Genomic DNA, 24148 nt, shown 5'->3' with positions numbered 1-24148 from the left:
TGGATTGACGGACGCCGCTTGGAGTCCGCGAATGGCCGGTGCGTTCCCGGCGCGTCGCCGCGCTACACTGGCGGGCATGAAGATTCCCGCGATTCCGCCCGACGAAATTGAATTCACCGCCATCCGCGCCCAAGGCGCCGGCGGGCAGAACGTCAACAAGGTGTCGAGCGCCGCCCACCTGCGCTTCGACATCACCGCCTCGTCGCTGCCGGAAGCCGTGCGTGCCCGCCTGCTGGCGCTCGACGACCGGCGCATCAGCAAGGACGGCGTGCTGGTGATCAAGGCGCAGGAGTTCCGCAGCCTCGAAAAAAACCGCGCCGAGGCGCTGCGCCGGCTGGAAATGCTGGTCGCCGCGGCCAGCGTCGAGGCCAAGGCGCGCCGTCCGACCCAACCGAGCCGTGGCGCCGTCCGCCGCCGGCAGGAAGCCAAGCGCCGGCATTCGGCACTGAAGGCAGCGCGTCGCGGCGGCGACGACTGACTCAGGCAAGCCGCGCCAGCGCCTGCAACGCTTCGCGATAGACATGCGGGTCGGCATAGCGCCGGGTATCCGCCGGCAGCAGCCGGGCGACGCGCTCGCCGCGCCGCGCATCGCTCTCCGGCTGCCAGCCATCCAGCACTTGCGCCACGGCGTCCGGCGCATTGCAGACGAGCAGCATGTCACAGCCGGCAGCCCAGGCGGTCTGCACGCGCGCCAGCATGTCGCCGACGACACCGGCACCGGCCATCGACAGATCGTCGGTGAAAACGACCCCGTCAAACCTCAAGTCATTTCTCAAATAAGTTATCCATTTATTTGAAAACACGGCGGTATTACAGTCAACGCACTCGTAGATCACATGCGCCGCCATCACCGCGTCGAGTACCAGTTCGCGGTAGGGGCGCAGGTCGTCGGCCATCGCCGCGAGCGGCCGGTCGTCGATCGGCAGCTCGACATGCGAGTCGGGAATGACGTAGCCGTGGCCGGGGAAATGCTTGCCGCAGGTGCCCGTACCGCCGGCTTTCAGCCCCTCGCCGAGGGCACCGGCGAGTGCAACGACGACCGCCGGGTCGCGGTGGAAGGCGCGGTCGCCGATGACGCGCGACGGGCCGTAGTCGAGGTCGAGCACCGGCGTGAACGAGTAATCGACACCGCAGGCGCGCAGTTCGGCGGCGAGCACGAAACCGGCGGCGCGGGCGGCTGTCAGCGCGGCCGCCGGATCGCTGTCGTGCAGCTGGCCGAGGGCGCGCATCGGCGGCAGCCGGGTGAAACCTTCACGGAAGCGCTGCACCCTGCCCCCTTCGTGATCGACGGCGATCAGCAGGCGCGGCTCGCGCAGTGCGTGGATTTCATCGCACAGCGCTGTGAGCTGAGCGCGGTCGCGGTAGTTGCGGGTAAACAGGATGATGCCGCCGACCAGCGGATGGCACAGGCGTTCACGGTCGAGGTCGGTGAGTTCGGTGCCGGCGATGTCGATCATCAGCGGACCGGGCAGCTTGGCGCTCATGCTTGCTCCAGCAAAACGTAGGCGACGGCGTATTCGGCTTCGTCGCTGATCGAGAGGTGAACGGTCAACCGCCGGTTTTCGACAATTTCCGCCAGTTGACCGTGAAAGTGAAACACCGGCTTGCCCAGTGCGTCGTGGCCGACGGCAATCGCCGGCAGCAGCACCGGCGGCCGCACGCCAGTGCCGAAAGCCTTGGCGAAAGCTTCCTTGGCGGCGAAGCGCTTGGCCAGGAAGCGGCCCTTGTCGGCGGCACGCGCGAAATCGTCGCGTTCATCCGGCGCCAGCAGCTTGTCCAGCGCCTTGTCGCCGTGGCGCTCCCACATGCCACGCAGGCGCGCAACGGCGACGATGTCGGTGCCGATGCCGACGATCATTCGGCTTCCGGATTCGCCGCGGCAGCGACCATCAAAGCCTTCATCTCGCGCACCGCCTCGCGCAGGCCGGTGAACACGGCGCGGCTGACGATGGCGTGGCCGATGTGCAATTCGCGGATGCCGGCAAGTCGGGCGACCGGCTGGATATTGTAGTAGTTGAGCGCATGGCCGGCGTTGAAGCGCATGCCGAGCTGGCGGATGGCGCGACCGGCGACACGGATTTTCTGCAGTTCGGCCAGCACCGCCGGCGCCTCGGCGTCGCGGCCTTTCTCGTAGAAGGCGTGGGCGTAGGGGCCGGTGTGGATCTCGCAGACGCTGGCACCAATCCGCGCCGCCGCCTCGATCTGCGGGATTTCGGCATCGATGAAGACGCTGGTGGTGATGCCGGCGTCGCGCAGGCGGGCGATCACGTCCTTGAGCCGAGCTTCCTGGCCGACGATGTCGAGGCCACCTTCAGTGGTCACCTCGTGACGCCCTTCCGGCACCAGCATGGCCATTTCCGGCCGGGTCGCGCAGGCGATGCCGACCATCTCGTCGGTCGCCGCCATTTCCAGGTTGAGCTTGATCTGCGTTGTTTCCTTGAGCCGGCGGACGTCGGCATCCTGGATGTGCCGGCGATCCTCGCGCAGATGGACGGTGATGCCATCGGCACCACCCAGATGCGCCTCGACAGCGCCCCAGACGGGATCGGGTTCGTAGGTGCGCCGGGCCTGGCGGACGGTGGCGATGTGGTCGATGTTGACGCCGAGTTCGATCATGGTTCCTGCAACTCTCTGATGAATGCCGCTCACGACGGGCAGCCTGTGGATTGACGTTTACTGCTGAGATTTCGGGGGTCAAACTGCGGCAAGCCGATCCACCGTATCCGGAAATTTTTCCACCAGGCGAATCAGTAATGTCGCCTGGGCATTTGGCTTGGCTCTGCCCTGCTCCCAGTTTTCCAGCGTCCTCGGATTCGTACGCAGGTAGCGAGCGAATACCGGACGCGACAGATGCAGCCGTTCGCGCAAACTGACCAGTTCCTCAGCAGTCAGCGCCGGCAACGGCTGAACTTCGACCTTATGCGTACGCAAGGTCTGCTTGCCGGCACGCTCGCTCGCCAGCGCATCAAAACCCTCGGCAATTTCCGCAAACAGATTCCGCTTGGTCATCTTCGTGCCTCCAATTCGGCTTTCAACATCTGCTTGAGCACCTTCTTCTCGTCGGCACTCAAATCACTCGATTCGTCCTTGTCGTACAGGGTGAACAGCCAGAACTGCCGGCCCCCAGCCCACCAGTAGTAGATCACCCGCAAGCCGCCGCGCTTGCCTTTGCCGCGACGAGGGTCGCCATGGCGCAACTTGCACAGACCGCCAGTCCCTTCGATCACATCGCCAGCCTCCGGGTTCGTCAGCATGAATTGCTGCAAACCACGAAAGCCTTCGTCATCGAGATAGTCGGCTCTGTACCTCGAAAATGCGGGGAGTTCAACGAACAAAGCTTTCATAAAATATACGCAAGTTACGTTTATATAGCAAGTTCGAGACGGACTACAGTTCCTGCAACTCCTTGAAAATCTTGCGGGTTTCCAGTTCCTGGCCGCCCAGGTAATAGCTCAGCAGCGTACGCATCAGCGTCTTGGCCTCGCCGCGCGAACGCGGGTTGGAGAAATCGCCGGCGCCGAGATCAAGCAGGCTGCTGCCGCGCACCACCTGGGCGTCGGCCTCGGCGTGCGCCAGGCGCACCGGCCCCTGCTCCATCCGGTAAGTGTAGAACGCCTCGGCGACAATCGGCTCGCCGGCGGCGTCATGCTCGAGCATCAGGCCGTAGCCGAGCTCCTGCAGCAACGCTTTCTCGAAGCTGCGCAGGTCGCCCTCGCGGGTTGCCACGTCGTTGTGCGCGGCGAGCCGCTGCAGGGTTTCGGCGTAGCGGGCAAACAGCGCCTGGTGGGCGTCCTCGCGCGGCAGCAGGTGCATCAGCAGTTCGTTCAGGTAGTAACCGCAGAACAGCGCCTCGCCGCCGAGCAGCGGCTGGCCGCCGACCCATTCGGCCTTCATCAGCGTCAGCACCTCGCCCTTGCCGGCCCAGCCGATTTCCAGCGGCTGGAAGCCCATCAACAGACCACGGATCGCCGCCCGCGGCCGGCGGGCGCCGCGCGCCAAAAGCGCCATGCGGCCGAAATCGCGGCTGAAGACCTCGACGATCAGGCTGGTCTCGCGAAACGGCATGCTGTGCAGCACGTAGGCGGGCTGGCCGTCGACCTTGCTGCGCAGACTCATGGCGAAACAGGCTTACTCGTAGCCGAGGCTCTTGAGCAGGCGTTCGTCGTCGTTCCAGCCCGACTTCACCTTGACCCAGACTTCGAGATAGACCTTGCCGTCGAACAGCCGCTCCATGTCCTGGCGCGCCTCGCTGGCGATGCGCTTCAGGGATTCGCCGCCCTTGCCGATGACGATCGCCTTGTGATTCTCGCGGTCGACGACGATGGCTGCGTAAATCCGGCGCAGGTTGCCCTCGACTTCGAATTTCTCGATCTCGACAGCAGTGGCGTAAGGCAGTTCGTCGCCGAGCAGGCGGAAGACCTTCTCGCGGATGTATTCGGCGGCGAGGAAACGCTCCGACTTGTCGGTCAGGTCGTCTTCCGGGAACATCAGGCCTTCGTTCGGCAGGTGCTTGCGCGCCTCCTTGAGCAGGTCCTGCGTCTGCCGGCCCTTGGCGGCGCTGACCGGGACCACGGCGGTGTAGTCGAAATCGGCCGAAACCTCGGCGAGGAAAGGCAGCAGCGCTTCCTTGTTCTTCAGCAGGTCGGTCTTGTTGATGACCAGGATCACCGGGCGGTCTTTCGGCAACAGGCGCACCACCGCCTTGTCCTTGGCGTCGTAGCGACCGGCCTCGATGACGAAGAGGACGAGATCGACGTCGTTCAAGGTCTGCGTCACGCCGCGATTCATCGCCCGATTCAGGGCGTTCGAGAACTTGGTCTGGAAGCCCGGCGTATCGACGAAGACGAACTGCGCGTCGGCCTCGGTCAGGATGCCTGTGATGCGGTGCCGGGTGGTCTGCGCCTTGCGCGAAACGATGCTGATCTTCTCGCCGATCAGGTGGTTGAGCAAGGTCGACTTGCCGACGTTGGGTCGGCCGACGATGGCGATGTAGCCGGAGCGGATTTCGGTCATGGGTTCAGGGCTTTCAAGGCCGCTTCGGCGGCGTTCTGTTCGGCGATGCGGCGGCTGCTACCGGTACCGCGGGTACGCAGCGCCGGCTGATCGATCTCGCAGGCAACGACGAAGGATTGTTCATGGGCGGCGCCACTGGTTTCCTGCAGCACATAGCGCGGCAGCGGCTTCTTACGGCCCTGCAGCCATTCCTGCAGGCGGGTCTTGGCGTCTTTCTGGAATTGCCCCGGCTTGAGTTCGCCAAGCATTGGCGCGTAGAGGCGGGAAATCGCACTGCTCGCGGTGTCGAAACCGGCATCGAGGTAAATCGCGCCGAAGATCGCTTCCAGCGCATCAGCGAGGATCGAGGGGCGTGTCGCGCCGCCGCTTTTCAACTCGCCTTCGCCCAGACGCAGGGCCTTGCCGATTTCCAGCTCCTGCGCCAGCCGGTGCAGGCTTTCCTGGCGCACCAGATTGGCACGCAGGCGCGACAAGTCGCCTTCAGGCAAGGTCGGAAAGCGATGGTAGAGGAGCGCGGCGATGACACAATCGAGAATGCCGTCGCCGAGGAATTCCAGCCGTTCGTTATTGGGCGTACCGAAACTGCGATGGGTCAGCGCCGTCCGCAACAGTGCCGGATCGGCAAAACGATGGCCGATCCGCTCGGCAAGGATCTGCAAGCTCATGCCTAGTTGGCGGTCGTCCCCTTGTATTCGATCAGCAGGCTAGCGTTGGCGAACAAGGGAATTTTCTTGTCGTAGGCGAATTCGATGACGATCTGCCCGCGGTTGTTCTTGAAAATGTCGAGATTCTTCGAGGGAAATGCCAACTGATCGACTTCGGCAAACTTTTCGAAGGATTTGCGCAACTCGGGGACCGTCGCTTCCGGCTTGGCCTTCTCGACCACCGCCTTGATCGCGCTCTGAATCTTGTAATACTCGATCACCGAAGGCACCACCTTCATGCCCAGAACGGCCACGAGGATGAGGACGATACCCCAGAGGATCAGTCCGGTCAGTGCCACGCCGCGTTGTTGTTTCATTACTCTCACCTTACCTGAATGAACCGATACGGCTGAAATCGCTGAAATTCAGCCAGATGAAAAATGCCTTGCCGACGACGTTCTCTTCCGGCACAAAACCCCAGGCGCGACTGTCGCGGCTGTTGTCGCGATTGTCGCCCATCATGAAGTAATGACCGTCCGGCACCTTGCAAGTCACGCCACTGGCATTGTAAGTGCAATTCTCGCGGTAGGGAAAGGACGATACGCCAGGGATGAAGGCCGGTGCATCGGCATCGTTGAGGACGCGATGTTCGACTTCGCCGAGCTTTTCCGTGAACTGCTGCGAATAGTACAGGCGCTCGGCGTGCAGAAAGTCGGCCTCCGGCTTGATCGCCACCGGCTCGCCGTTGATGCGCAACTGCTTGTTGTGGTAATCGATGGTGTCGCCCGGCAGGCCGACGACGCGCTTGATGTAGTCGAGCGATGGGTCTTCCGGGTAGCGGAAGACCATGACGTCGCCGCGCTGCGGATCACTGACCTCGATCACCTTGGTGTTGATCACCGGCAGGCGGATGCCGTAGGCGTACTTGTTGACCAGGATGTAGTCGCCGACCAGCAAGGTCGGAATCATCGAGCCGGATGGAATCTTGAACGGCTCGAACAGGAAGGAGCGAAGCACGAAGACGATCAGGATCACCGGGAAGAAATCGGCGCCCCACTCCACCCACAGCGGCTGTTTGTCGTTGGCGGCGCGCAGCTTGCGGAACTTGAGGATGTCAATGGCGTAGAGGATGCCGGTAACGACAGTCAGGACGAGGAGGATCAGGGCGAAGTTCATGCGTTATCTCAGTTATCGACGCGCAGCACGGCGAGGAAGGCTTCCTGCGGGATTTCCACCGAGCCGACCTGCTTCATGCGCTTCTTGCCGGCTTTCTGCTTTTCCAGCAGCTTCTTCTTGCGGGTGATGTCGCCGCCGTAGCACTTGGCCAGCACGTCCTTGCGCATCGCCTTGACGTTCTCGCGGGCGATGATGTGCGAGCCGATGGCCGCCTGGATGGCGACGTCGTACATCTGGCGGGGAATCAGCTCGCGCATCTTGGACGCGAGTTCGCGGCCGCGGTACTGCGAGTTCGAGCGATGCACGATCAGCGACAGCGCATCGACCTTCTCGCTGTTGATCAGGATGTCGAGCTTGACCACGTCGGCGGCGCGATATTCCTTGAAATCGTAGTCGAGCGAGGCATAGCCCTTGGAGCAGGACTTGAGCTTGTCGAAGAAATCCATGACCACTTCGGCCATCGGCATCTCATAGACCAGCTTCACCTGGCGGCCGTGGTAGTGCATGTCGACCTGGTTGCCGCGCTTCTGGTTGCACAGCGTGATGACGTTGCCGAGGAAATCCTGCGGCACGAAGATGGTGGCGGTGATGATTGGCTCACGCACTTCTTCGATCTTGGAAACTTCCGGCAGCTTGGCCGGATTTTCGACCTGGATCACCGAGCCGTCGCGCTGCACGACCTCGTACACCACGGTCGGCGCAGTGGTGATCAGGTCCTGGTCGAACTCGCGCTCCAGGCGTTCCTGGACGATTTCCATGTGCAGCAGGCCAAGGAAGCCGCAGCGGAAGCCGAAGCCGAGCGCTTGCGAGACTTCCGGTTCGTACTGCAGCGAGGCGTCGTTGAGCTTGAGCTTCTCCAGCGCTTCGCGCAGCGAGTCGTACTGGTTCGATTCAACCGGATAGAGGCCGGCGAACACCTGCGGCTTGATTTCCTTGAAACCGGGCAGTGGTGCATCCGCCTTGCGGTCGGCCAGGGTGATCGTGTCGCCAACCTTGGCGGCTTTCAGTTCCTTGATCCCGGAGATCACGAAGCCGACTTCGCCGGCCTTCAGCGACGGACGCTGCAGCGATTTCGGGGTGAACACGCCGACTTGTTCGCACAACTGGGTGGCGCCGGTGGCCATGAAATAGAGCTTGTCCTTCGGCTTCATCTCGCCGTCGACGACGCGCACCAGCATGACGACGCCGACGTAGTTGTCGAACCATGAGTCGATGATCAGCGCCTTCAGCGGCGCCTCCGGATCACCTTGGGGCGCCGGCACACGGGCGACCACCGCTTCCAGGATATCCTCGACGCCGAGGCCGGTCTTGGCCGAGGCGAGCACCGCGTCGGTGGCGTCGATACCGATCACATCCTCGATTTCCTGGCGGGCGGTATCGGGATCGGCCGACGGCAGGTCGATCTTGTTCAGCACCGGCAGCACTTCGACGTCGAGCTCGATCGCCGTGTAGCAGTTGGCCACCGTCTGCGCCTCGACACCCTGCGAGGCATCGACGACCAGCAGCGCACCTTCGCAGGCGGACAGCGAGCGCGAGACTTCGTAGGAGAAGTCGACGTGTCCCGGCGTGTCGATCAGGTTCAGGTTGTACACCCTGCCGTCGCGCGCCTTGTACTGCAGCGCTGCCGTCTGTGCCTTGATGGTGATGCCGCGTTCGCGCTCGATATCCATCGAATCGAGCACCTGCGCCTCCATTTCGCGGTCGGACAGGCCGCCGCAGAGATGAATGATGCGATCGGCCAGGGTCGATTTGCCGTGGTCGATGTGGGCGATGATCGAAAAATTGCGGATATGGTCCATTGCAGCCAGTAAAAAAGGGCGCGCTCGGCGCCCTGCTCGGTTCGAAAGACCGTGAATTCTAGCGGATTCCGCTCAAATATTCACGGGTTTTGGCGGCGTCCAGGAAGTGGTGGCATAGCTCGGTTTCCCCGTGCAGCAGGACCGGCACCAGTTCGTCGTAACGGGCTTCAAGATCGGGGTCGGCATCGACGTCAAGCACCTGGAGGCTGGCCTCGAACTCGGCGAGCAGTGGCGCCAACGCCTCCTCCATGTCATGGCAGAGGTGGCAGTAGCTGCGGCTGAGCAGGGTCAGTTCAATGGCCATTGCCGCCCCGGATGGTGACGAAATTCTGCAGGTTGCCGCGCCGGATCAACAGCGTAACGGCGCTGCCCTTGTCAAAGGTGGCGAGCAAGCGGTTGAACTGGTCAACTGTCCTGACCTCGGTCGTCGTGCCGCGACTGATCACGGCGACGATGATGTCGCCCGCCTGCAGGTCGGCACGTGCCCCCGGGGCGCGCACCTCCTCGATCAGCAGGCCAGCATCGATCCCGGCCTCACGCCGTTGTTCGGCAGTGAGTTCGCTGAGCACCAGGCCGAGACGATTGCTCGTCAGTGCCGGCGCCTTGGCGCCGCGCGGGGCCTTGCCCGTTGCCGGCTCGTCGTCGGCGACCTTGCCGACAACAACAGTCAGATCACGTAACTTGCCCTTGCGCCAGACCTGTACGACGGAACGCGTTCCCGGCGCGGTTGCCGCGACCAGTCGCGGCAGTTCGGCGGAAGCGTTGATCGGTTTGCCGTCGAAACGCAGAATCACGTCCCCTGCCTCAATGCCCGCCTTCGCCGCCGGCCCGTCGGCCTCGACGGCATTGACGATGGCGCCTTGCGGACGACTCAGCCCGAGCGATTCTGCCAGTTCGCGGCTGACCTCCTGAATGACGACGCCGAGACGGCCGCGATTGACCTTGCCGCCGGCTCGCAACTGTTGCTGGATATCCATCGCCACATCGATCGGGATGGCGAAGGACAAGCCCATGTAACCGCCGTTGCGGCTGTAGATCTGCGAGTTGATGCCGATCACCTCGCCCGCCAGGTTGAACAGCGGGCCGCCGGAATTACCCGGATTGATCGCCACATCGGTCTGGATGAAGGGAACATAGTTCTCCTGCGGCAAGGCCCGCCCCTTCGCGGAAACGATGCCGGCGGTCACCGAATTGTCGAAACCGAAAGGCGAACCGATCGCCACCACCCATTCGCCAACCCGCAGCTTGTCCGGATTGCCCAACCGCACCACCGGCAGACCGTTGGCCTCGATCTTGATCAGCGCGACATCGCTGCGCTTGTCGGCGCCAATGACGCGGGCCTTGAATTCGCGTTTGTCGGTGAGGCGGACGATGACCTCATCGGCGCCCTCGATGACATGGGCGTTGGTCAGGATATGGCCGTCGCCGCCGATGATGAAACCGGAACCGAGGGAGCGGTTTTCGAATTCGCGCGGCGCCGGACCAGCGCCGGGAAGCCTTGGAAAGAAGCGGCGGAAGAATTCAAAAGCCGGATCGCTCTCGTCAAGCGGGAACGGCGAAGCGCCGGAACGCCCACGCGGCGCCTGCAGGGTGCTGATATTGACCACCGCAGCCCCCTGCTTTTCGGCAAGGTCGGCAAAATCGGGCAGCGACCGGTTTTGCGCCTGGACGAAGCCGATCGTCAGGCTGCACGCAAGCAGGGCCAGAAAACGCTTCATCGACTGCAACTCCCCGATTTGGTCGGCAAGCGGGAAACGATCTGCGGCGCTGCCACTTGCGATGCCGCTGGCCTGCGCCAGGCAAGGTAGAGAAAAGCCAGCAACAGTCCGGCAGCGGCGCCCAGCATGGCGCCGTTGTCGCCAGCCAGTTGCCCGCCAGCGAGCGCACCGACGAACAAGGCAGCAAGCGGCACACCATAAGCAAAGTTGGCGCTACGGCGCACACTGCCCGGCGCGATGGCAATCGCCACGCGGTCGCCAATGCCGGCACCGACGGTGTTCGGCAGACGATAGTGGCGCGGCCCGGCGGCAAACATCTGGGTCAGGTTCTGGCCGCCGCAGCCGCCTTCCTCATGGCAACGACCACAACCTTGTTCAATTTCGACCTCGACCATGTCCGCTTCGAGCGAACGGACAACCGCATGGGCAATATTTTCTTCAGCAGACATGTTTCACCAGCGCCGGTCTGGCGCAATGTCCAGCAAGGGACGCAGCTTGCTGGCCACCGCTTCGCGGGCGCGAAAGATGCGCGAGCGTACCGTGCCGATCGGACAATCCATCTGACTGGCAATTTCCTCGTAGGAAAGCCCCTCGATTTCGCGCAGGACGATCGCCGTGCGCAACTCCTCGGGCAGGGCATCCATCGCCGCGTTCACCGTCTCGCCAATCTGCTTCGACATCAGCAGACTTTCCGGGGTGTTGATGTCGCGCAGCAGCGCGGCGTCCTCGAAGCCTTCGGCTTCGTCGGCGTCGAATTCGGTGCTGGTCGGCGCCCGCCGCCCCTGGGAAACCAGGTAGTTCTTGGCGGTGTTGATGCCGATCCGGTACAGCCAGGTGTAGAAGGCGCTGTCGCCGCGGAACGATGGCAAGGCGCGATAGGCCTTGATGAAGGCTTCCTGCGCCACGTCCTCGACTTCGGCCGGATCGCGGATGAAGCGCGACAGCAAGCGGCCCAGCTTGCGCTGGTACTTGCTCACCAATTGGTCGAAGGCAGTCTGATCGCCGCCTTGCGCCCGCTCGACCAGTAACTGATCGACCTCGCGCTCGCTCATGGCCGTTTTTCCCCGGGAAGTATTCTTGTCGGAGCGCAGTATAACGCAGCCCCGTAAACGCCATCCCCGCCCGCGTGTGATTTTCTGTAACTGCATGAAGCGTTTCCTGCGTGCTATATTGCGCCCCGGACCATTTTTCCCAGTAAGTCATCGTGCATAACTTTGATGTGCTCATCATCGGCAGTGGCCTGGCCGGCCAATCCGCCGCATTGCGGCTCGCCGGACATTGCCGGGTCGCGCTGATCAGCAAGCGCAAGCTCGAGGACTCCGCCTCCGGCTGGGCGCAAGGTGGCATTGCCGCCGTGCTCGACAACCAGGATTCGATCGAGGCGCACATCCGCGACACCTTCGTCGCCGGTGCCTGGCTCAACGACGAGAAGGCGACCCGCTTCGTCGTCGAAAATGGTCGCCGCGCCATCGACTGGCTGATCGAACAAGGGGTTCCTTTCACCAAGGACGAGTCTGGCTACCACCTGACCCGTGAGGGCGGACATAGCGCCCGCCGTGTCATCCACGTCGCCGACGCCACCGGTGCCGCAGTCCAGCAGACACTGACGGAAAAAGTCCGCAGCAACCCGAACATCACGGTATTCGAGGATCACATCGCGGTCGATCTGATCACCGGCGGCAAGATCGGCAACGGCGAAAACCGCTGTTTCGGCGCCTACGTCCTCGACAACCAGAGCGGCGAAGTCCTGACCATGGGAGCCCGCAACACGCTGATCGCCACCGGTGGTGCCGGCAAGGTCTATCTATTTACGACCAACCCCGACACCTCGACCGGCGACGGCATCGCCATGGCCTGGCGCGCCGGTTGCCGGGTCGCCAACATGGAATTCATCCAGTTCCATCCGACCTGCCTCTACCACCCGAACGCCAAATCCTTCCTGATCTCCGAGGCGGTACGCGGCGAAGGTGGCTTGCTCAAGCTGCCAGACGGTACGCGCTTCATGCCGGAGCACGATGAGCGCTGCGAACTGGCACCACGCGACATCGTCGCCCGCGCCATCGATTTCGAAATGAAGAAGCGCGGCCTCGACTGCGTCTACCTCGATATTTCGCACAAGGGCGAAGACTTCATCCGCGAGCACTTCCCGAACATTCACGCACGCTGCCTGGAACTCGGCATCGACATCACGCGCGAACCGATCCCGGTCGTCCCGGCGGCTCATTACACCTGCGGCGGCATCGTCTGCGACCTCAACGGTCGCACCGACGTCGAAGGGCTGTACGTTGCCGGTGAAGCTTCCTGCACCGGCCTGCACGGCGCCAATCGCCTGGCCTCGAACTCGTTGCTCGAATGCCTCGTCTTTTCGGAGGCCGCGGTCAACGACATGCTGGCGCAAGCGCCCAGCGAACTGCCGGTGCTGCCGCAATGGGACGAGAGTCGGGTGACCGACGCCGACGAGGAAGTCGTCATTTCGCACAATTGGGACGAGCTACGCCGTTTCATGTGGGACTACGTCGGCATCGTCCGTACCACCAAGCGCCTGCAGCGAGCCGAGCACCGGGTCGAACTGCTGAAGCAGGAGATTCACGAGTTCTACTCGCACTTCCGCGTCAGTCACGACCTGATCGAACTGCGCAACCTGGTCCTGACGGCCGAACTGATCATCCGCTGCGCCATGCACCGCAAGGAAAGCCGCGGCCTCCACTATTCCCGGGATTATCCGGAAACGGCGGCGCGCGCGCACAACACGGTACTCACTCCATCGCGCTGGGAGAACCACTGAAGACTGCGCGCCAGCGCAGGAAGACCCGCAGCCGGCGAAATTCGTCGGCCGACGTACTATCGCCGGTCACCAGCACGACATGCGTTTGCCCGCCACCCGCTTCGCGCAGCCGGAACACGCACAGCGCCGGATGCACCGTCGCGCCAGGCAAACAATAAGCCTGCCGGAATTCGTCGCTGCCGGCCTGAGCAAGCGAAACGCTGCCGTCGCGCTCGAGACGCAAACGGCAGGGCAGCGCGTTCAGCCTGCCCCAGCCCCTTGACAAGATTGGCAAGAGCAGCAGCAGGCAGCAGGAACGCCACACCAGCGACACAGGCAAGAGCAGGATGGCCAGCAGCACCGCCTGCGTGACGAGCAGAAAAATGCGGCGCTGCAATGAAGAACGGTGCAGTCCGATGATGATCGGCAACTGCACCGTTACACGCTTTCGCGACTAGCGCCTCAGACCCGCTTGAACACCAGCGAGCCGTTGGTACCGCCGAAACCGAAGTTGTTTTTCAGCGCGATGTCGATCTGCATCGGCCGCGCCGCATTGGCGCAGAAATCCAGATCGCATTCCGGATCCTGATTGAAGATGTTGATGGTCGGTGGCGACACTTGGTGATGGATGGCCAGCACGGTGAACAAGGACTCGATCCCACCGGCGCCGCCGAGCAGGTGGCCGGTCATCGACTTGGTCGAATTGACGACGATCGATTTTGCCGCATCGCCGAAAGCCGCCTTGATCGCATCACACTCGTTCTTGTCGCCGAGCGGCGTCGAGGTGCCATGGGCGTTGACGTACTGAACGTCGGCCGGCGACACGCCAGCGTTCTTCAGCGCATTGACCATAGAACGGCGCGGACCGTCCATGTTCGGCGCGGTGATGTGATAAGCGTCAGCACTCATGCCGTAGCCAGCCACTTCGGCGTAAATCTTCGCACCGCGGGCCTTGGCGTGCTCGTATTCCTCAAGCACCAGTACCCCGGCGCCCTCGCCCAGCACGAAACCGTCGCGATCCTTGTCCCACGGACGGCTGGCGGTAGCCGGGTCGTCGTTGCGGGTGGACAGCGCACGGGCGGCGCAGAAGCCGCCCAGGCCGAGCGGCGAAACCGTCGATTCAGCACCGCCGGCAACCATCACGTCGGCATCGCCGTACTCGATGATGCGCGCGGCTTCGCCGATCGAATGGGTGCCGGTGGTGCAGGCGGTAACGATCGACAGGTTCGGCCCCTTGAAGCCGAATTCGATCGACAGGTTGCCGGAGATCATGTTGATGATCGAACCGGGCACGAAGAACGGCGATACCTTGCGCACGCCAGCGGCGTTGTATTCATCCTTGGTGGCTTCGATCAGCGGCAGGCCGCCGATGCCGGAACCGATGGCGACACCGACACGCTCGAGATCAGCCACACCTTCCTGATCCAGCCCGGCATCGCGTACCGCCTGGATGCCGGCAGCCAGCCCGTAATGGATGAAGGTATCCATGCGCCGGGCGTCCTTGGCGGAAATGTACTGGGTGATGTCGAAATTCCTGACTTCGCCGGCAAACTGGACCGGGAAACCGGAGGTGTCGAAACGGGTAATCGGCGCAATGCCGGAACGGCCGGCAAGAATGTTCTGCCAGCCTTCTTCGACGCTGTTGCCGACCGGGGAAACCAGACCCAGGCCGGTAATGACGACTCTGCGACGTGCCAAGATGTGCACTCCGAAAGCAAAAGTAACAAGGCCGGCCTAGCGGGCCGGCCTTGTCGGGGTCAAACCGGAATTGGCTTACTGCTTGTTGGCGAGGATGTAATCGACAGCCTGCTGGACGGTCGTGATCTTCTCGGCCTGGTCGTCCGGAATTTCGCACTCGAATTCCTCTTCCAGAGCCATGACCAGCTCGACGGTGTCCAGCGAATCCGCGCCCAGATCGTCGACGAAGGAGGACTCGTTCTTGATGTCCGCTTCGTTCACACCCAGTTGTTCGGCGACGATCTTCTTGACGCGCTCTACGATGTTATCCATTCGAAAAACTCCTTCCCCCTCGGGGTACGAAAAAAAACGTTGAGATTCTACCAAAAGCCCCGGATTCGGGGAATCAATCCATGAACATGCCGCCGTTGACATGCAGCGTGGTGCCCGTCACATAAGCACCGGCGGGCGACACCAGGAAACCGACAGCACCGGCCACGTCTTCCGGCGTACCCGCGCGGCCGAGCGGGATCGCCGCCAGCATGGCCGCCTTCTGTTCTTCGGTCAAGGCATGCGTCATGTCGGTGGCGATGAAGCCAGGCGCGACGCAATTGACCGTGATGTTGCGGCTGCCCAGTTCGCGGGCGAGCGAGCGGCTCAACCCAGCCACCCCGGCCTTGGCGGCGCAGTAATTGGCCTGCCCCGGATTGCCGGAATGACCGACCACCGAGGAAATATTGACGATACGGCCGAAACGCGCCTTCATCATGCCGCGCATCAGGGCGCGCGAGAGCCGGAAAACCGCTTTCAGGTTGGTGTCGATGACGGCATCCCATTCATCGTCGCCCATGCGCATCGCCAGGTTGTCGCGGGTGATGCCGGCGTTATTGACGAGGACGGTGATGGCGCCGAATTCCTTGGCCAGGTCGGCGAGCAAGGCATCGCTGGCGGCGCTGTCGGTGACGTTGAGAACCACCCCACGTCCCGGGATGCCGGCTGCGCCGAGATAGGCGGAAATCTGGCCGGCGCCGGCCTCGCTGGTCGCGGTACCGATCACGGTCGCGCCCTGGCGGCCGAGTTCCAGTGCGATGGCACGGCCGATGCCGCGGGTGGCGCCGGTGACGAGAGCAATCTTGTCGTTCAGCATCTGTACTTACTCCAGAGAGAGGCTGGCTTCGAGCGCGGCCAGATCGGCCAGCGCGACGCCGTTGATACCATCGGCACAGCGCTTGGCGAGACCAGCCAGGACCTTGCCGGGACCGCACTCGGCGACCGTCGTGATGCCCATCGCCGCCATCTTCTGCACGGTCTCGACCCAGCGCACCGGGTTGTAGGCCTGACGAACCAAGGCATCGCGGATGCGCAGCGGGTCGTTTTCGATCTCGACGTCGACGTTGTTGATCACCGGAATCAGCGGCTTCTTCAGATCCAGTTCGGCCAGACGGGCGGCCAGCTTGTCGGCCGCCGGGCGGATCAGCGACGAATGGAAGGGCGCCGACACCGGCAGAGCCTTCGCCAGCTTGGCGCCACGCGCCTTGCAGGCAGCCATCGCCCGCTCCACCGCCGCCTTGTGGCCGGCAATCACGGTCTGACCGTTGGCATTGAAATTGACCGGTTCGACGATCTCGCCTTGCGCCGCTTCGTCGCAAGCGGCGGCAATAGCGGCATTGTCGAGGCCGAGCACGGCAGCCATCGCACCGGTGCCAAGCGGTACCGCTTCCTGCATCGCCGCAGCACGCAGGCGGACCAGCGGCACCGCGTCCTTGAACTCGATGACGCCGGCGGCAACCAGCGCCGAATATTCGCCCAGGCTGTGACCGGCGAGCACGGCCGGGCGGCGACCACCCTTCTCCAGCCACAAACGCCAGGCGGCGATGCCGGCGGTGAGCATGACCGGTTGTGTATTCACGGTCTGCGCCAGCAACTCAGCGGGACCGTCGGCGACCATCGCCCACAGGTCGTCGCCCAGCGCGGCGGAGCCCTCGTCGAAGGTGGCACGAACCACGCCGGCGTCGCCGTAGGCCGCCATCATGCCAACGCTCTGCGAGCCCTGGCCGGGAAACACGAAAGCAAAAGACATCATTTGTCTCCTGTTATCAGAATTCGATCAGGGCGGCGCCCCAGGTGAAACCGCCGCCGACACCTTCGACCAGGACTTTCTGGCCGCGCTGGATGCGGCCGGCGCGGACCGCCTCGTCGAGCGCCAGCGGCACCGATGCCGCCGAGGTGTTACCGTGCCGGTCGACGGTGACGACGACCCGCTCGCGGTCGATGCCGAGCTTCCTGCCGGTCGCTTCGATGATGCGGATATTGGCCTGGTGCGGGACCAGCCAGTCGATCGCGGTGGTGGCGATGGCCGCCTTGGCGCAAACCTCTTCCGCCACTTCGGCAAGCACCTTGACGGCAAACTTGAAGACCGCCTGGCCATCCATGCGCAGGAAGGGATCGCCAGTCACCTGGCCATTGCTGATCTGGCCGGGGACGTTGAGGATGGCGAACTGACTACCGTCGGCATGCAGCGCGCTGGCCATGATGCCCGGCGTCTCCGCAGCTTCGAGCACCACGGCGCCGGCACCGTCGCCGAACAGGACGCAGGTGCCGCGATCATTCCAGTCGAGAATGCGCGAGAAGACCTCGGCGCCGATCACCAGCGCCTTGCGATGACTGCCCGCAGCGATGAATTTCTCGGCAATTCCCAGCGCATAGGTGAAGCCGGCACAAACCGCCTGCACGTCGAAGGCGGCGGCGCCCTTGTTGCCGAGCAGGCCCTGGATGATGCAGGCGGTGCTGGGAAAGATGAAATCCGGCGTCGACGTGGCGACGATGATCAGGTCGATTTCTTCCGCGGCAACACCGGCCATTTCGAGGGCCCGCTGCGCGGCGATCAGGCCGAGCTGGCTTGATGTCGTCCCTGCTTCCGCCAGATGGCGGCTACGGATGCCGGTGCGGCTGGCGATCCATTCATCGCTGGTGTCGATGCCGCGCGCCGCCAGATCATTATTGCTGACGGGATTGCCCGGCAGAAAGCTGCCGGTACCGGTGACTCGTGCGTACATGCTCAGGCATTCTCCACTGCGACCATACGGTCCGCATTCGTTTGCGCCAACCTGTCGCTGATGCGCTCCAGCGCCCGGTTCTCGGCCGCATCGAAGGCGCGGGCGATGGCATAGCCGAACGACAGCGCGTCGGCAGAGCCGTGGCTCTTCACCGAAATCCCCTTCAGACCGAGCAGGATCGCGCCGTTGTAACGACGGTGGTCGAAACGTTTCTTGAAATTGTTGAGTACCGAGATGGCGATCAGCGCCGCGATCTTGGTCAGCCAGTTGCGCTTGAACTCGCTACGCAACGACGACGCCAGCATCTGCGCCAGCCCTTCGGAGGTCTTCAGGGCGACGTTGCCGACAAAGCCGTCGCAGACGATGACGTCTGCCTCGCCCTGGTAGATGCCGTCGCCTTCGACGTTGCCGATGAAGTTCAGGCCGGAGTTGCGCAGCAGTTCGGCTGCCGCCTTGACCACTTCGTTGCCCTTGATTTCCTCTTCGCCGATGTTGAGGATGCCCACCGTCGGCCGCTCCTTGTGCTCCATCGCCGCGACCAGCATGGCACCCATGATGCCGAACTGCAGCAGATGCTCGGGGCCGCAATCGACATTGGCGCCGAGGTCGAGCATGTGCGTGTGGCCGTTCAGCGTCGGCAGTGGCGCGCAGATGGCCGGCCGGTCGATACCCGGCAGCATTTTCAGGACGAAGCGCGAGATCGCCATCAAGGCGCCGGTGTTGCCCGCCGAGACGCAGGCATCCGCCTCGCCGGACTTGACGAGGTTGATCGCCACGCGCATCGACGAATCCTTCTTGTTGCGCAGGGCGAGCGCCGGCGATTCGTCCATGCCGACGACTTCGGAAGCGTGCACGATGCGCAGGCGGGAATCGCCGGCGGCAGCACCGAGCAAGGGGCGCAAGACTTCTTCCTGACCAACCAGGAGAAGATTTGCCGCCGGATGCTCTGCGAGAAAACGGATGGCCGCCGGCACCGTCACCGACGGACCGTGGTCACCCCCCATGCAATCAATGGCGATGCGGGTTGTCATGGCAAAAGAAAAGGCAGGCTCTCCCGAAGGAGCCACCTGCCCTTTACGAGACGATTACTCGCCCTTGCCCTTGAGGACTTTCTTGCCGCGGTAGAAACCGGTCGGGGAAATGTGGTGACGCAGGTGCGTCTCACCGGTCGTCGGCTCGACGGCGATCGGCGGGGTGGTCAGGAAATCGTGAGCGCGATGCATGCCACGCTTGGACGGGGACTTCTTGTTCTGTTGAACGGCCATTTCGTTACTCCAAAAAAATCAGTTCGGCTTGCCTTTGAGCCCGGCCAGCGCGGCGAACGGATTGATCCGCTCGCCAGCGTCGGCCGCACCAGGCAGGCCACATTTTTCATGTCGTGGTGCAACCGGCAGGGACAACAGGATTTCGTCCTCAACCAGTTCCAGCACATCCAGTTCCTTCTCCACCGGAAGAAAATCCCGGCTGTCGTCTTCCAGTTCGTCTTGCGACAGGTCGGCACTCGCCGGAACGAGTTCCAGCAGGGTATCGACCTCCAGCTCAAAAGGAATGGCTTCCAGGCAGCGCTGACACGCCAGCGGGATGCACCCACCGACTGTCAGATGCAGCAGCGGCTCGCCAAGATCACCCTTGAAACCTTCCAGGCGCCAGACGACCTCACCCGACACTTCAGCCAGCAAATCATGCAGGCGCCCCAATCCAGCAACCGCCTGCGTTCCTTCAAGAACGCGCGCATCCCGGGCAAAGGCAAAAGCGTCGTTGATCCTTTTCAATCTGAATCTGTTCCGACTTAAACGGCGGATGATATTATTTTTGGCTCGCCAAGTCAAAACAAAGTGTTGCTTCAAGAAGTCGTTGCAACACCTTGTCCAACAAAAACTTTCATGATGCCAACCCTCGTTCTCGCTTCAACCTCCCCTTACCGCCGCGAACTGCTCGCTCGTCTCGGCCTGCCCTTCGCCGTCGCCAACCCGCAAACCGACGAAAGCCCGCTCCCCGGCGAATCCCCGGAAGCCCTTGCCCTGCGTCTTTCGGAAGCGAAAGCCCGGGCCGTCGCCGACACCTATCCGGACGCCCTGATCATCGGTAGCGACCAGGTCGCCACCGTCGACGGGAAAATCTACGGCAAACCAGGTGATCATCAGCGCGCCGTCGCACAACTGCGCGAACTTTCCGGCAAGACGGTCAATTTCTTCACCGGCCTGTGTCTCTACAACAGCCGCAGCGGCCGCAGCCAGGTGCAAGGCGTGCCGACACTGGTCAGTTTTCGCCAGCTTGGCGACTTGGAAATCGAGAATTACCTGCGCCGCGAACCGGCTTACAACTGTGCCGGCTCGGCCAAGTCCGAGGGCCTGGGGATCGCCCTGCTCTCCAGCCTGCAGGGTGACGACCCGAACGCGCTGGTCGGACTGCCGTTGATCGCGCTGTGCGATATGCTGCGCGAAGAAGGCGTGGCGATCCTCTGATGGCCGGCACCCTCTACCTGATCCCGGTGCCGCTGGGCCCCGCCTCGCCGCAGGAGGTCCTGCATCCTGGCGTACTGACGACCCTGCGCCCCTTGCGCCACTTCGTCGTCGAACAGGCGAAGAGCGCCCGCGCCTTCCTGAAGGCTGCCGGCACCGACCTGCCACTGCAGGAATTGCAACTCGCCGAACTCAACGAGCACACCCGCCCCGCCGAGCTTGACCAGTTACTGGCGCCCCTGCGCGCCGGTCACGACATCGGCCTGCTATCGGAAGCCGGCTGCCCGGCGGTGGCCGATCCCGGTGCTGACCTGGTGGCGCTGGCACAGCGCGAAAACATCCGGGTTGTCCCGTTGATCGGTCCGTCGTCGTTGTTGCTGGCACTGATGGCTTCCGGCCTCAATGGCCAGCGCTTCGCCTTCCAGGGCTACCTGCCGGCCAAGGACGGCGAACGCTTGAAGGCGCTGCGCGATCTCGAAGCGGAGTCGCGCAAGCGTCAGCAGACGCAGTTGTTCATCGAAACGCCTTATCGCAACCGGGCGATGTTCGACGCCATCCTGCTGGCTTGTCAGGGCAACACTCGCCTCTGCGTTGCCACCGACCTCAGCCTGCCCGGCGAATCGGTCCGTACGCGAACGATCGCCGAGTGGAAAAAGCAAACACCGCCCGATATCGAGCGGCGTCCGACGGTCTTTCTGCTGCTAGGCTGATCAGTACAGCGACGGGGCTGGCAGACTGCTCGAAAAACCGCGCCAGAAGCTGTTGACCGCACCAGCCCCGAGTTTCTTGGCGAAGCGCTCGGCGATGTTTTCCTTGACCGTGTAGTCGAGCACTTCCTCAACTTTGACGACGTCGCGGGCTACGCTGTCGACCGTACCGAAGTCGTCAGCCAGTCCCAGGCGAATGCTCTGTTCGCCGGTCCACATCAGGCCAGAGAACATTTCCGGGGTCTCTTTCAGGCGCTTGCCGCGTCCTTCACGAACGACACTGATGAACTGCTCGTGAATGTTGGCCAGCAGACTCCTGGCGTGCGCCTTGTGCTCGTCAGCCTGCGGTGAGAAGGGATCGAGGAAACCCTTGTTCTCGCCGGCGGTCAGCAGGCGGCGCTCGACACCGAGCTTTTCCATCGTGCCGGTGAAGCCGAAACCGTCCATCAGCACCCCGATCGAACCAACGACGCTGGCCTTGTTGACGTAAATGCGATCAGCGGCGGCAGCGACGTAATAGCCGCCGGAGGCGCAGACATCCTCGACCACCGCGTAGAGCGGCTTGTCCGGATACTTGGCGCGCTGCCGACGAATCTCGTCATTGACCATACCGGCCTGCACCGGGCTCCCACCGGGGCTGTTGATGCGCAACACGACCGCCTGTGAGTTCGGTGCATCGAACGCCGCCTTCAGCGCCGAAATCAGGGTCTCCGCATTGGCTTCCGAGTTGGCGGCAATGACGCCCTGCAGATCGACCATCGCCACATGCTTGTCGGCCACCTTGGCGCTGTCCCATTCGACCAGCGCAATCAGGATGAAAGTCAGGTAACCGAAACCGAGCAATTTGAAGAAGACGCCCCAGCGTCGTCTTGCCTTCTGCTCGTCGAGCGTGGCAAAAGCGAGTTTTTCCAGGGTCTTGCGCTCCCAGCCGGGATCGCTGTCCGGGCGTTGGAGATTATCCATCGAAGTTTTCCAGCACTAAATAAACGTCACCCTCGGACTCGAACACCGGCAGGGCTTGCAGCCCCCTGCCCTCGCAGCGGCCGCCGAGGCAGCGACCGCTATCCGGTGCATACAGCGCGCCATGAATGGCGCAGATCAAGTATAACTTGGAATGATCGAAGAACTCGCCCGGCTGCAAGTCGAGTTCGGCCGGCACGTGAGCGCATTCGTTAAGGTAGGCATAGACCCTGCCATGGTAGCGGATCACGAAAGCCGGCCGCTGCCGACCGTAGCGCTCGACGCTGAAGCGCACGCCCGTGCCGCCATCCATCAGCGCGCTGCCGGCGCAGATCAGCCGTTGGCCAGCAGCCATGCGTCGAGTTCGGACACGCTGTGCAGGCAGGCACGCGGTGCGTATTCCAGCAGATGATCGTGGGGATGCGCGCCATAAGTCACAGCCAGCGCATCGACGCCAGCGTTGCGTGCCATCAGCAAATCGTGCGAGGTGTCGCCGATCATCACGGTTGCCGCTGGCGCCATGCCAAACTCCAGCATCAGCTCCTCGAGCATCTGCGGATGCGGCTTGGAGTGGCATTCATCAGCACAACGCGACGCCGAGAAATGAGGCCGCAGACCGGAGTGGTCGAGCGCGCGCTCAAGGCCGACCCGGCTCTTGCCGGTGGCAACCGCCAGAACATGTCCGGCGCCCTGCAGGCGAGCCAGCAGTTCCGGTACGCCAGCGAAGAGGCTCAACTCATGATCACCGGAGAGGTAATGATGACGGTAGCGATCAACCATCGCCTGGTAGTTCTCCGGCGCCAGATCCGGCACCGCGTGCCGCATCGCGTCGGCCAATCCGAGGCCGATCACATGCCGAGCCCGCGCATCATCCGGCACCGGCAGGCCGAGATCGCGGCAGGCGGCCTGAATGGAACGGACGATGGCCCCCGCCGAATCAAGCAAGGTGCCGTCCCAGTCGAAAACCACGAGTTCGTATTTCATCGATGCTCCAGAATCTGTTGCAGGTTGTCGGCGGCGAACTCCCTTTGTGTCGCCGCATCAAGCGCCGCAACGTAGCTGCGGATGCCGTCCGGCAGCGGCGCCACGCAGGTCAGCGGCGCGCCGCTCAGCGGATGCCGGAAGGCCATGCGCCAGGCGTGCAGGGCCATGCGTTTCAAGCCGGCCGGGCGCAGACGCTTGTTGAGATTGAAGTCGCCGTACTTCTCGTCGCCGAGGATGGGAAAACCGAGATGCGCGAGATGGACACGAATTTGATGCGTGCGCCCGGTCTTTAGCTGCGCCTCGAGCAGGCTCGCCTCAGGCCAGCGCGCCAGCAGGCGGAACACGGTATGCGAAGCCTTGCCCTCGGCATCCACCGAGACACGGCGCTCGCCGCTTTCGGTCAGGTATTTGAGCAAGGGTGCCTTGACGTGCTGGGTGGCGTTCATCCAGCGGCCGCGAACCAGCACCAGGTAACGCTTGTCGGCACCGGCGCCGTGTTCGCGGAACATGTCGTGCAACACGGTCAGCGCCAGGCGCTTCTTGCCGACCAGCAGGATGCCGGAAGTCTCCCGGTCGAGACGGTGCGCCAGTTCGAGGAACTTGGCCTGCGGCCGCTGCCGGCGCAAGGCCTCGATGACGCCGAAGCTGACGCCGCTGCCGCCATGGACGGCGATCCCCTCGGGCTTGTCGATGACCAGCAGCGCCTCGTCCTCGTAGATGACCGGCAGGTCGACACGCGTCTTGGCAAGCTCGGCGATCTCATCGACCGGTCGCTCGGCAAGGCGCAAGGGGGGCAAACGCAGGCTGTCACCAGGCTGCAGGCGATAGGTCGCATCTACCCTCCCCTTGTTCACGCGGACCTCGCCGCTGCGCAGGATGCGATACAAATGACTCTTCGGCACCCCCTTGCAGTGCCGGACCAGATAGTTGTCCAGGCGCTGGCCGGCAGCCTCTTCGCCGATCACGAGATGGGTGACCGAATTGTTACCTGCGCCATTCATTTTCTAATATACTGCCTGCGTTTTACGTCTCTGTTTGCAAGGGATGTCGAACCGTCAGACCGCCCGCCACGCGCCATTTTGCGCGACTGCCGAGCGGCAGGCCACGAAGTTCCTCCCGTGCCAATTGCCCGGGACAAACTCGCGTAAAACGCCTGGTTAAGTTCACTCACCAAAAGTAGTGATGTTA

The 24148-nt window shown here is 63.1% G+C and carries 32 protein-coding genes; 4 read left to right on the top strand and 28 right to left on the bottom strand.

Annotation, left to right across the window (positions count from 1 at the left end; all coding sequences use genetic code 11):
* Positions 1 to 31 precede the first annotated feature (31 nt).
* Positions 32 to 478 (top strand): alternative ribosome rescue aminoacyl-tRNA hydrolase ArfB, encoded by a 447-nt coding sequence (gene arfB / locus ACLIIZ_RS08670; protein ID WP_465221442.1) that lies wholly within the window; start codon positions 32 to 34, stop codon positions 476 to 478.
* A gap of 1 nt (position 479) precedes the next feature.
* Here the strand turns inward: arfB and nagZ are convergent, their stop codons facing one another.
* From nagZ to rpoE, 15 genes are all read right to left on the bottom strand, one after another.
* On the bottom strand, positions 480 to 1484 hold the full coding sequence (gene nagZ, locus ACLIIZ_RS08665; protein ID WP_416691708.1) for a beta-N-acetylhexosaminidase: 1005 nt from the start codon (positions 1482 to 1484) through the stop codon (positions 480 to 482).
* Positions 1481 to 1858: a holo-ACP synthase gene (acpS, locus tag ACLIIZ_RS08660; protein ID WP_416691707.1), complete on the bottom strand. Its 378-nt coding sequence runs from the start codon at positions 1856 to 1858 to the stop codon at positions 1481 to 1483. Before acpS ends, nagZ begins: the two co-directional genes overlap by 4 nt.
* The gene (locus tag ACLIIZ_RS08655; RefSeq protein ID WP_416691706.1) at positions 1855 to 2616 is read right to left on the bottom strand and encodes a pyridoxine 5'-phosphate synthase; all 762 of its coding nucleotides are present in this window, start codon (positions 2614 to 2616) and stop codon (positions 1855 to 1857) included. Before ACLIIZ_RS08655 ends, acpS begins: the two co-directional genes overlap by 4 nt.
* Before the next feature lie 78 nt (positions 2617 to 2694).
* The gene (locus ACLIIZ_RS08650) at positions 2695 to 3009 is read right to left on the bottom strand and encodes a helix-turn-helix domain-containing protein (RefSeq protein ID WP_416691705.1); all 315 of its coding nucleotides are present in this window, start codon (positions 3007 to 3009) and stop codon (positions 2695 to 2697) included.
* Positions 3006 to 3344, bottom strand: coding sequence for a type II toxin-antitoxin system RelE/ParE family toxin (locus tag ACLIIZ_RS08645; protein WP_416691704.1), 339 nt, complete (start codon positions 3342 to 3344; stop codon positions 3006 to 3008). The genes ACLIIZ_RS08650 and ACLIIZ_RS08645 overlap by 4 nt, the downstream gene beginning before the upstream one ends.
* Before the next feature lie 43 nt (positions 3345 to 3387).
* Positions 3388 to 4116, bottom strand: a complete 729-nt coding sequence (gene recO, locus ACLIIZ_RS08640) for a DNA repair protein RecO (protein WP_416691703.1) — start codon at positions 4114 to 4116, stop codon at positions 3388 to 3390.
* Between the two features lie 12 nt (positions 4117 to 4128).
* Entirely contained in the window at positions 4129 to 5013 is an 885-nt protein-coding gene (gene era, locus ACLIIZ_RS08635) for a GTPase Era (RefSeq protein ID WP_416691702.1), read from the bottom strand.
* Positions 5010 to 5678 (bottom strand): ribonuclease III, encoded by a 669-nt coding sequence (rnc, locus tag ACLIIZ_RS08630; protein WP_416691701.1) that lies wholly within the window; start codon positions 5676 to 5678, stop codon positions 5010 to 5012. Before rnc ends, era begins: the two co-directional genes overlap by 4 nt.
* 2 nt (positions 5679 to 5680) lie before the next feature.
* On the bottom strand, positions 5681 to 6034 hold the full coding sequence (locus ACLIIZ_RS08625; protein ID WP_416691700.1) for a DUF4845 domain-containing protein: 354 nt from the start codon (positions 6032 to 6034) through the stop codon (positions 5681 to 5683).
* A 10-nt stretch (positions 6035 to 6044) separates the two neighbouring features.
* Positions 6045 to 6833, bottom strand: coding sequence for a signal peptidase I (gene lepB, locus ACLIIZ_RS08620; RefSeq protein ID WP_416691699.1), 789 nt, complete (start codon positions 6831 to 6833; stop codon positions 6045 to 6047).
* A gap of 8 nt (positions 6834 to 6841) precedes the next feature.
* Positions 6842 to 8632 (bottom strand): translation elongation factor 4, encoded by a 1791-nt coding sequence (gene lepA / locus ACLIIZ_RS08615; protein ID WP_416691698.1) that lies wholly within the window; start codon positions 8630 to 8632, stop codon positions 6842 to 6844.
* 58 nt (positions 8633 to 8690) lie between these two features.
* Entirely contained in the window at positions 8691 to 8936 is a 246-nt protein-coding gene (locus ACLIIZ_RS08610; protein ID WP_416691697.1) for a glutaredoxin family protein, read from the bottom strand.
* Positions 8926 to 10350, bottom strand: coding sequence for a DegQ family serine endoprotease (locus tag ACLIIZ_RS08605; RefSeq protein ID WP_416691696.1), 1425 nt, complete (start codon positions 10348 to 10350; stop codon positions 8926 to 8928). Before ACLIIZ_RS08605 ends, ACLIIZ_RS08610 begins: the two co-directional genes overlap by 11 nt.
* Complete coding sequence (locus tag ACLIIZ_RS08600; protein WP_416691695.1) at positions 10347 to 10799, bottom strand: SoxR reducing system RseC family protein; 453 nt, start codon at positions 10797 to 10799, stop codon at positions 10347 to 10349. Before ACLIIZ_RS08600 ends, ACLIIZ_RS08605 begins: the two co-directional genes overlap by 4 nt.
* A 3-nt stretch (positions 10800 to 10802) precedes the next feature.
* Entirely contained in the window at positions 10803 to 11402 is a 600-nt protein-coding gene (rpoE, locus tag ACLIIZ_RS08595; RefSeq protein ID WP_416691694.1) for an RNA polymerase sigma factor RpoE, read from the bottom strand.
* A gap of 152 nt (positions 11403 to 11554) precedes the next feature.
* Between rpoE and nadB the strand changes: the two genes are divergently transcribed.
* The gene (nadB, locus tag ACLIIZ_RS08590; RefSeq protein WP_416691693.1) at positions 11555 to 13135 is read left to right on the top strand and encodes an L-aspartate oxidase; all 1581 of its coding nucleotides are present in this window, start codon (positions 11555 to 11557) and stop codon (positions 13133 to 13135) included.
* Here nadB and ACLIIZ_RS08585 read toward each other — a convergent pair.
* From ACLIIZ_RS08585 to ACLIIZ_RS08545, 9 genes are all read right to left on the bottom strand, one after another.
* On the bottom strand, positions 13107 to 13544 hold the full coding sequence (locus ACLIIZ_RS08585; RefSeq protein ID WP_416691692.1) for a protein YgfX: 438 nt from the start codon (positions 13542 to 13544) through the stop codon (positions 13107 to 13109). The genes nadB and ACLIIZ_RS08585 overlap by 29 nt on opposite strands.
* A gap of 32 nt (positions 13545 to 13576) precedes the next feature.
* On the bottom strand, positions 13577 to 14812 hold the full coding sequence (gene fabF, locus ACLIIZ_RS08580; protein WP_416691691.1) for a beta-ketoacyl-ACP synthase II: 1236 nt from the start codon (positions 14810 to 14812) through the stop codon (positions 13577 to 13579).
* A gap of 75 nt (positions 14813 to 14887) precedes the next feature.
* A complete protein-coding gene (acpP, locus tag ACLIIZ_RS08575; RefSeq protein ID WP_028995618.1) occupies positions 14888 to 15124 on the bottom strand; it encodes an acyl carrier protein in 237 nt (78 codons plus the stop codon).
* Positions 15125 to 15197: 73 nt separating this feature from the next.
* Positions 15198 to 15938, bottom strand: coding sequence for a 3-oxoacyl-ACP reductase FabG (gene fabG / locus ACLIIZ_RS08570; RefSeq protein ID WP_416691690.1), 741 nt, complete (start codon positions 15936 to 15938; stop codon positions 15198 to 15200).
* Between the two features lie 6 nt (positions 15939 to 15944).
* Positions 15945 to 16871, bottom strand: a complete 927-nt coding sequence (gene fabD / locus ACLIIZ_RS08565; RefSeq protein WP_416691689.1) for an ACP S-malonyltransferase — start codon at positions 16869 to 16871, stop codon at positions 15945 to 15947.
* Positions 16872 to 16887: 16 nt separating this feature from the next.
* Positions 16888 to 17847 carry a beta-ketoacyl-ACP synthase III gene (locus ACLIIZ_RS08560; RefSeq protein ID WP_416691688.1) on the bottom strand — a complete coding sequence of 320 codons (960 nt, stop codon included), beginning with the start codon at positions 17845 to 17847 and terminating at the stop codon, positions 16888 to 16890.
* 2 nt (positions 17848 to 17849) lie between these two features.
* On the bottom strand, positions 17850 to 18878 hold the full coding sequence (gene plsX / locus ACLIIZ_RS08555) for a phosphate acyltransferase PlsX (RefSeq protein WP_416691687.1): 1029 nt from the start codon (positions 18876 to 18878) through the stop codon (positions 17850 to 17852).
* Positions 18879 to 18932: 54 nt separating this feature from the next.
* The gene (gene rpmF, locus ACLIIZ_RS08550; RefSeq protein WP_374326458.1) at positions 18933 to 19112 is read right to left on the bottom strand and encodes a 50S ribosomal protein L32; all 180 of its coding nucleotides are present in this window, start codon (positions 19110 to 19112) and stop codon (positions 18933 to 18935) included.
* A gap of 18 nt (positions 19113 to 19130) precedes the next feature.
* Complete coding sequence (locus ACLIIZ_RS08545; protein WP_416691686.1) at positions 19131 to 19694, bottom strand: YceD family protein; 564 nt, start codon at positions 19692 to 19694, stop codon at positions 19131 to 19133.
* Positions 19695 to 19730: 36 nt separating this feature from the next.
* Between ACLIIZ_RS08545 and ACLIIZ_RS08540 the strand changes: the two genes are divergently transcribed.
* The gene (locus ACLIIZ_RS08540) at positions 19731 to 20312 is read left to right on the top strand and encodes a Maf family nucleotide pyrophosphatase (protein WP_416691685.1); all 582 of its coding nucleotides are present in this window, start codon (positions 19731 to 19733) and stop codon (positions 20310 to 20312) included.
* Positions 20312 to 21019 (top strand): SAM-dependent methyltransferase, encoded by a 708-nt coding sequence (locus tag ACLIIZ_RS08535; RefSeq protein WP_416691684.1) that lies wholly within the window; start codon positions 20312 to 20314, stop codon positions 21017 to 21019. Before ACLIIZ_RS08540 ends, ACLIIZ_RS08535 begins: the two co-directional genes overlap by 1 nt.
* Here the strand turns inward: ACLIIZ_RS08535 and ACLIIZ_RS08530 are convergent, their stop codons facing one another.
* From ACLIIZ_RS08530 to ACLIIZ_RS08515, 4 genes are read right to left on the bottom strand one after another with little or no spacing between them, the layout of a single operon-like run.
* Positions 21020 to 21979, bottom strand: a complete 960-nt coding sequence (locus ACLIIZ_RS08530; RefSeq protein WP_416691683.1) for a S49 family peptidase — start codon at positions 21977 to 21979, stop codon at positions 21020 to 21022.
* A complete protein-coding gene (locus ACLIIZ_RS08525) occupies positions 21972 to 22331 on the bottom strand; it encodes a Rieske (2Fe-2S) protein (protein WP_416691682.1) in 360 nt (119 codons plus the stop codon). Before ACLIIZ_RS08525 ends, ACLIIZ_RS08530 begins: the two co-directional genes overlap by 8 nt.
* Positions 22310 to 22960 (bottom strand): HAD family hydrolase, encoded by a 651-nt coding sequence (locus ACLIIZ_RS08520; RefSeq protein WP_416691681.1) that lies wholly within the window; start codon positions 22958 to 22960, stop codon positions 22310 to 22312. The genes ACLIIZ_RS08525 and ACLIIZ_RS08520 overlap by 22 nt, the downstream gene beginning before the upstream one ends.
* The gene (locus ACLIIZ_RS08515; RefSeq protein WP_416691680.1) at positions 22957 to 23961 is read right to left on the bottom strand and encodes an RluA family pseudouridine synthase; all 1005 of its coding nucleotides are present in this window, start codon (positions 23959 to 23961) and stop codon (positions 22957 to 22959) included. Before ACLIIZ_RS08515 ends, ACLIIZ_RS08520 begins: the two co-directional genes overlap by 4 nt.
* Between the last annotated feature and the right edge of the window lie 187 nt (positions 23962 to 24148).

This window comes from Azonexus caeni (genome assembly GCF_048146105.1).
In the GTDB taxonomy this organism is placed as follows: domain Bacteria; phylum Pseudomonadota; class Gammaproteobacteria; order Burkholderiales; family Rhodocyclaceae; genus Azonexus; species Azonexus aromaticus_B.
Note: the sequence above shows the minus strand (reverse complement) of the source record. Positions and strands in the feature narration are given on the sequence as shown.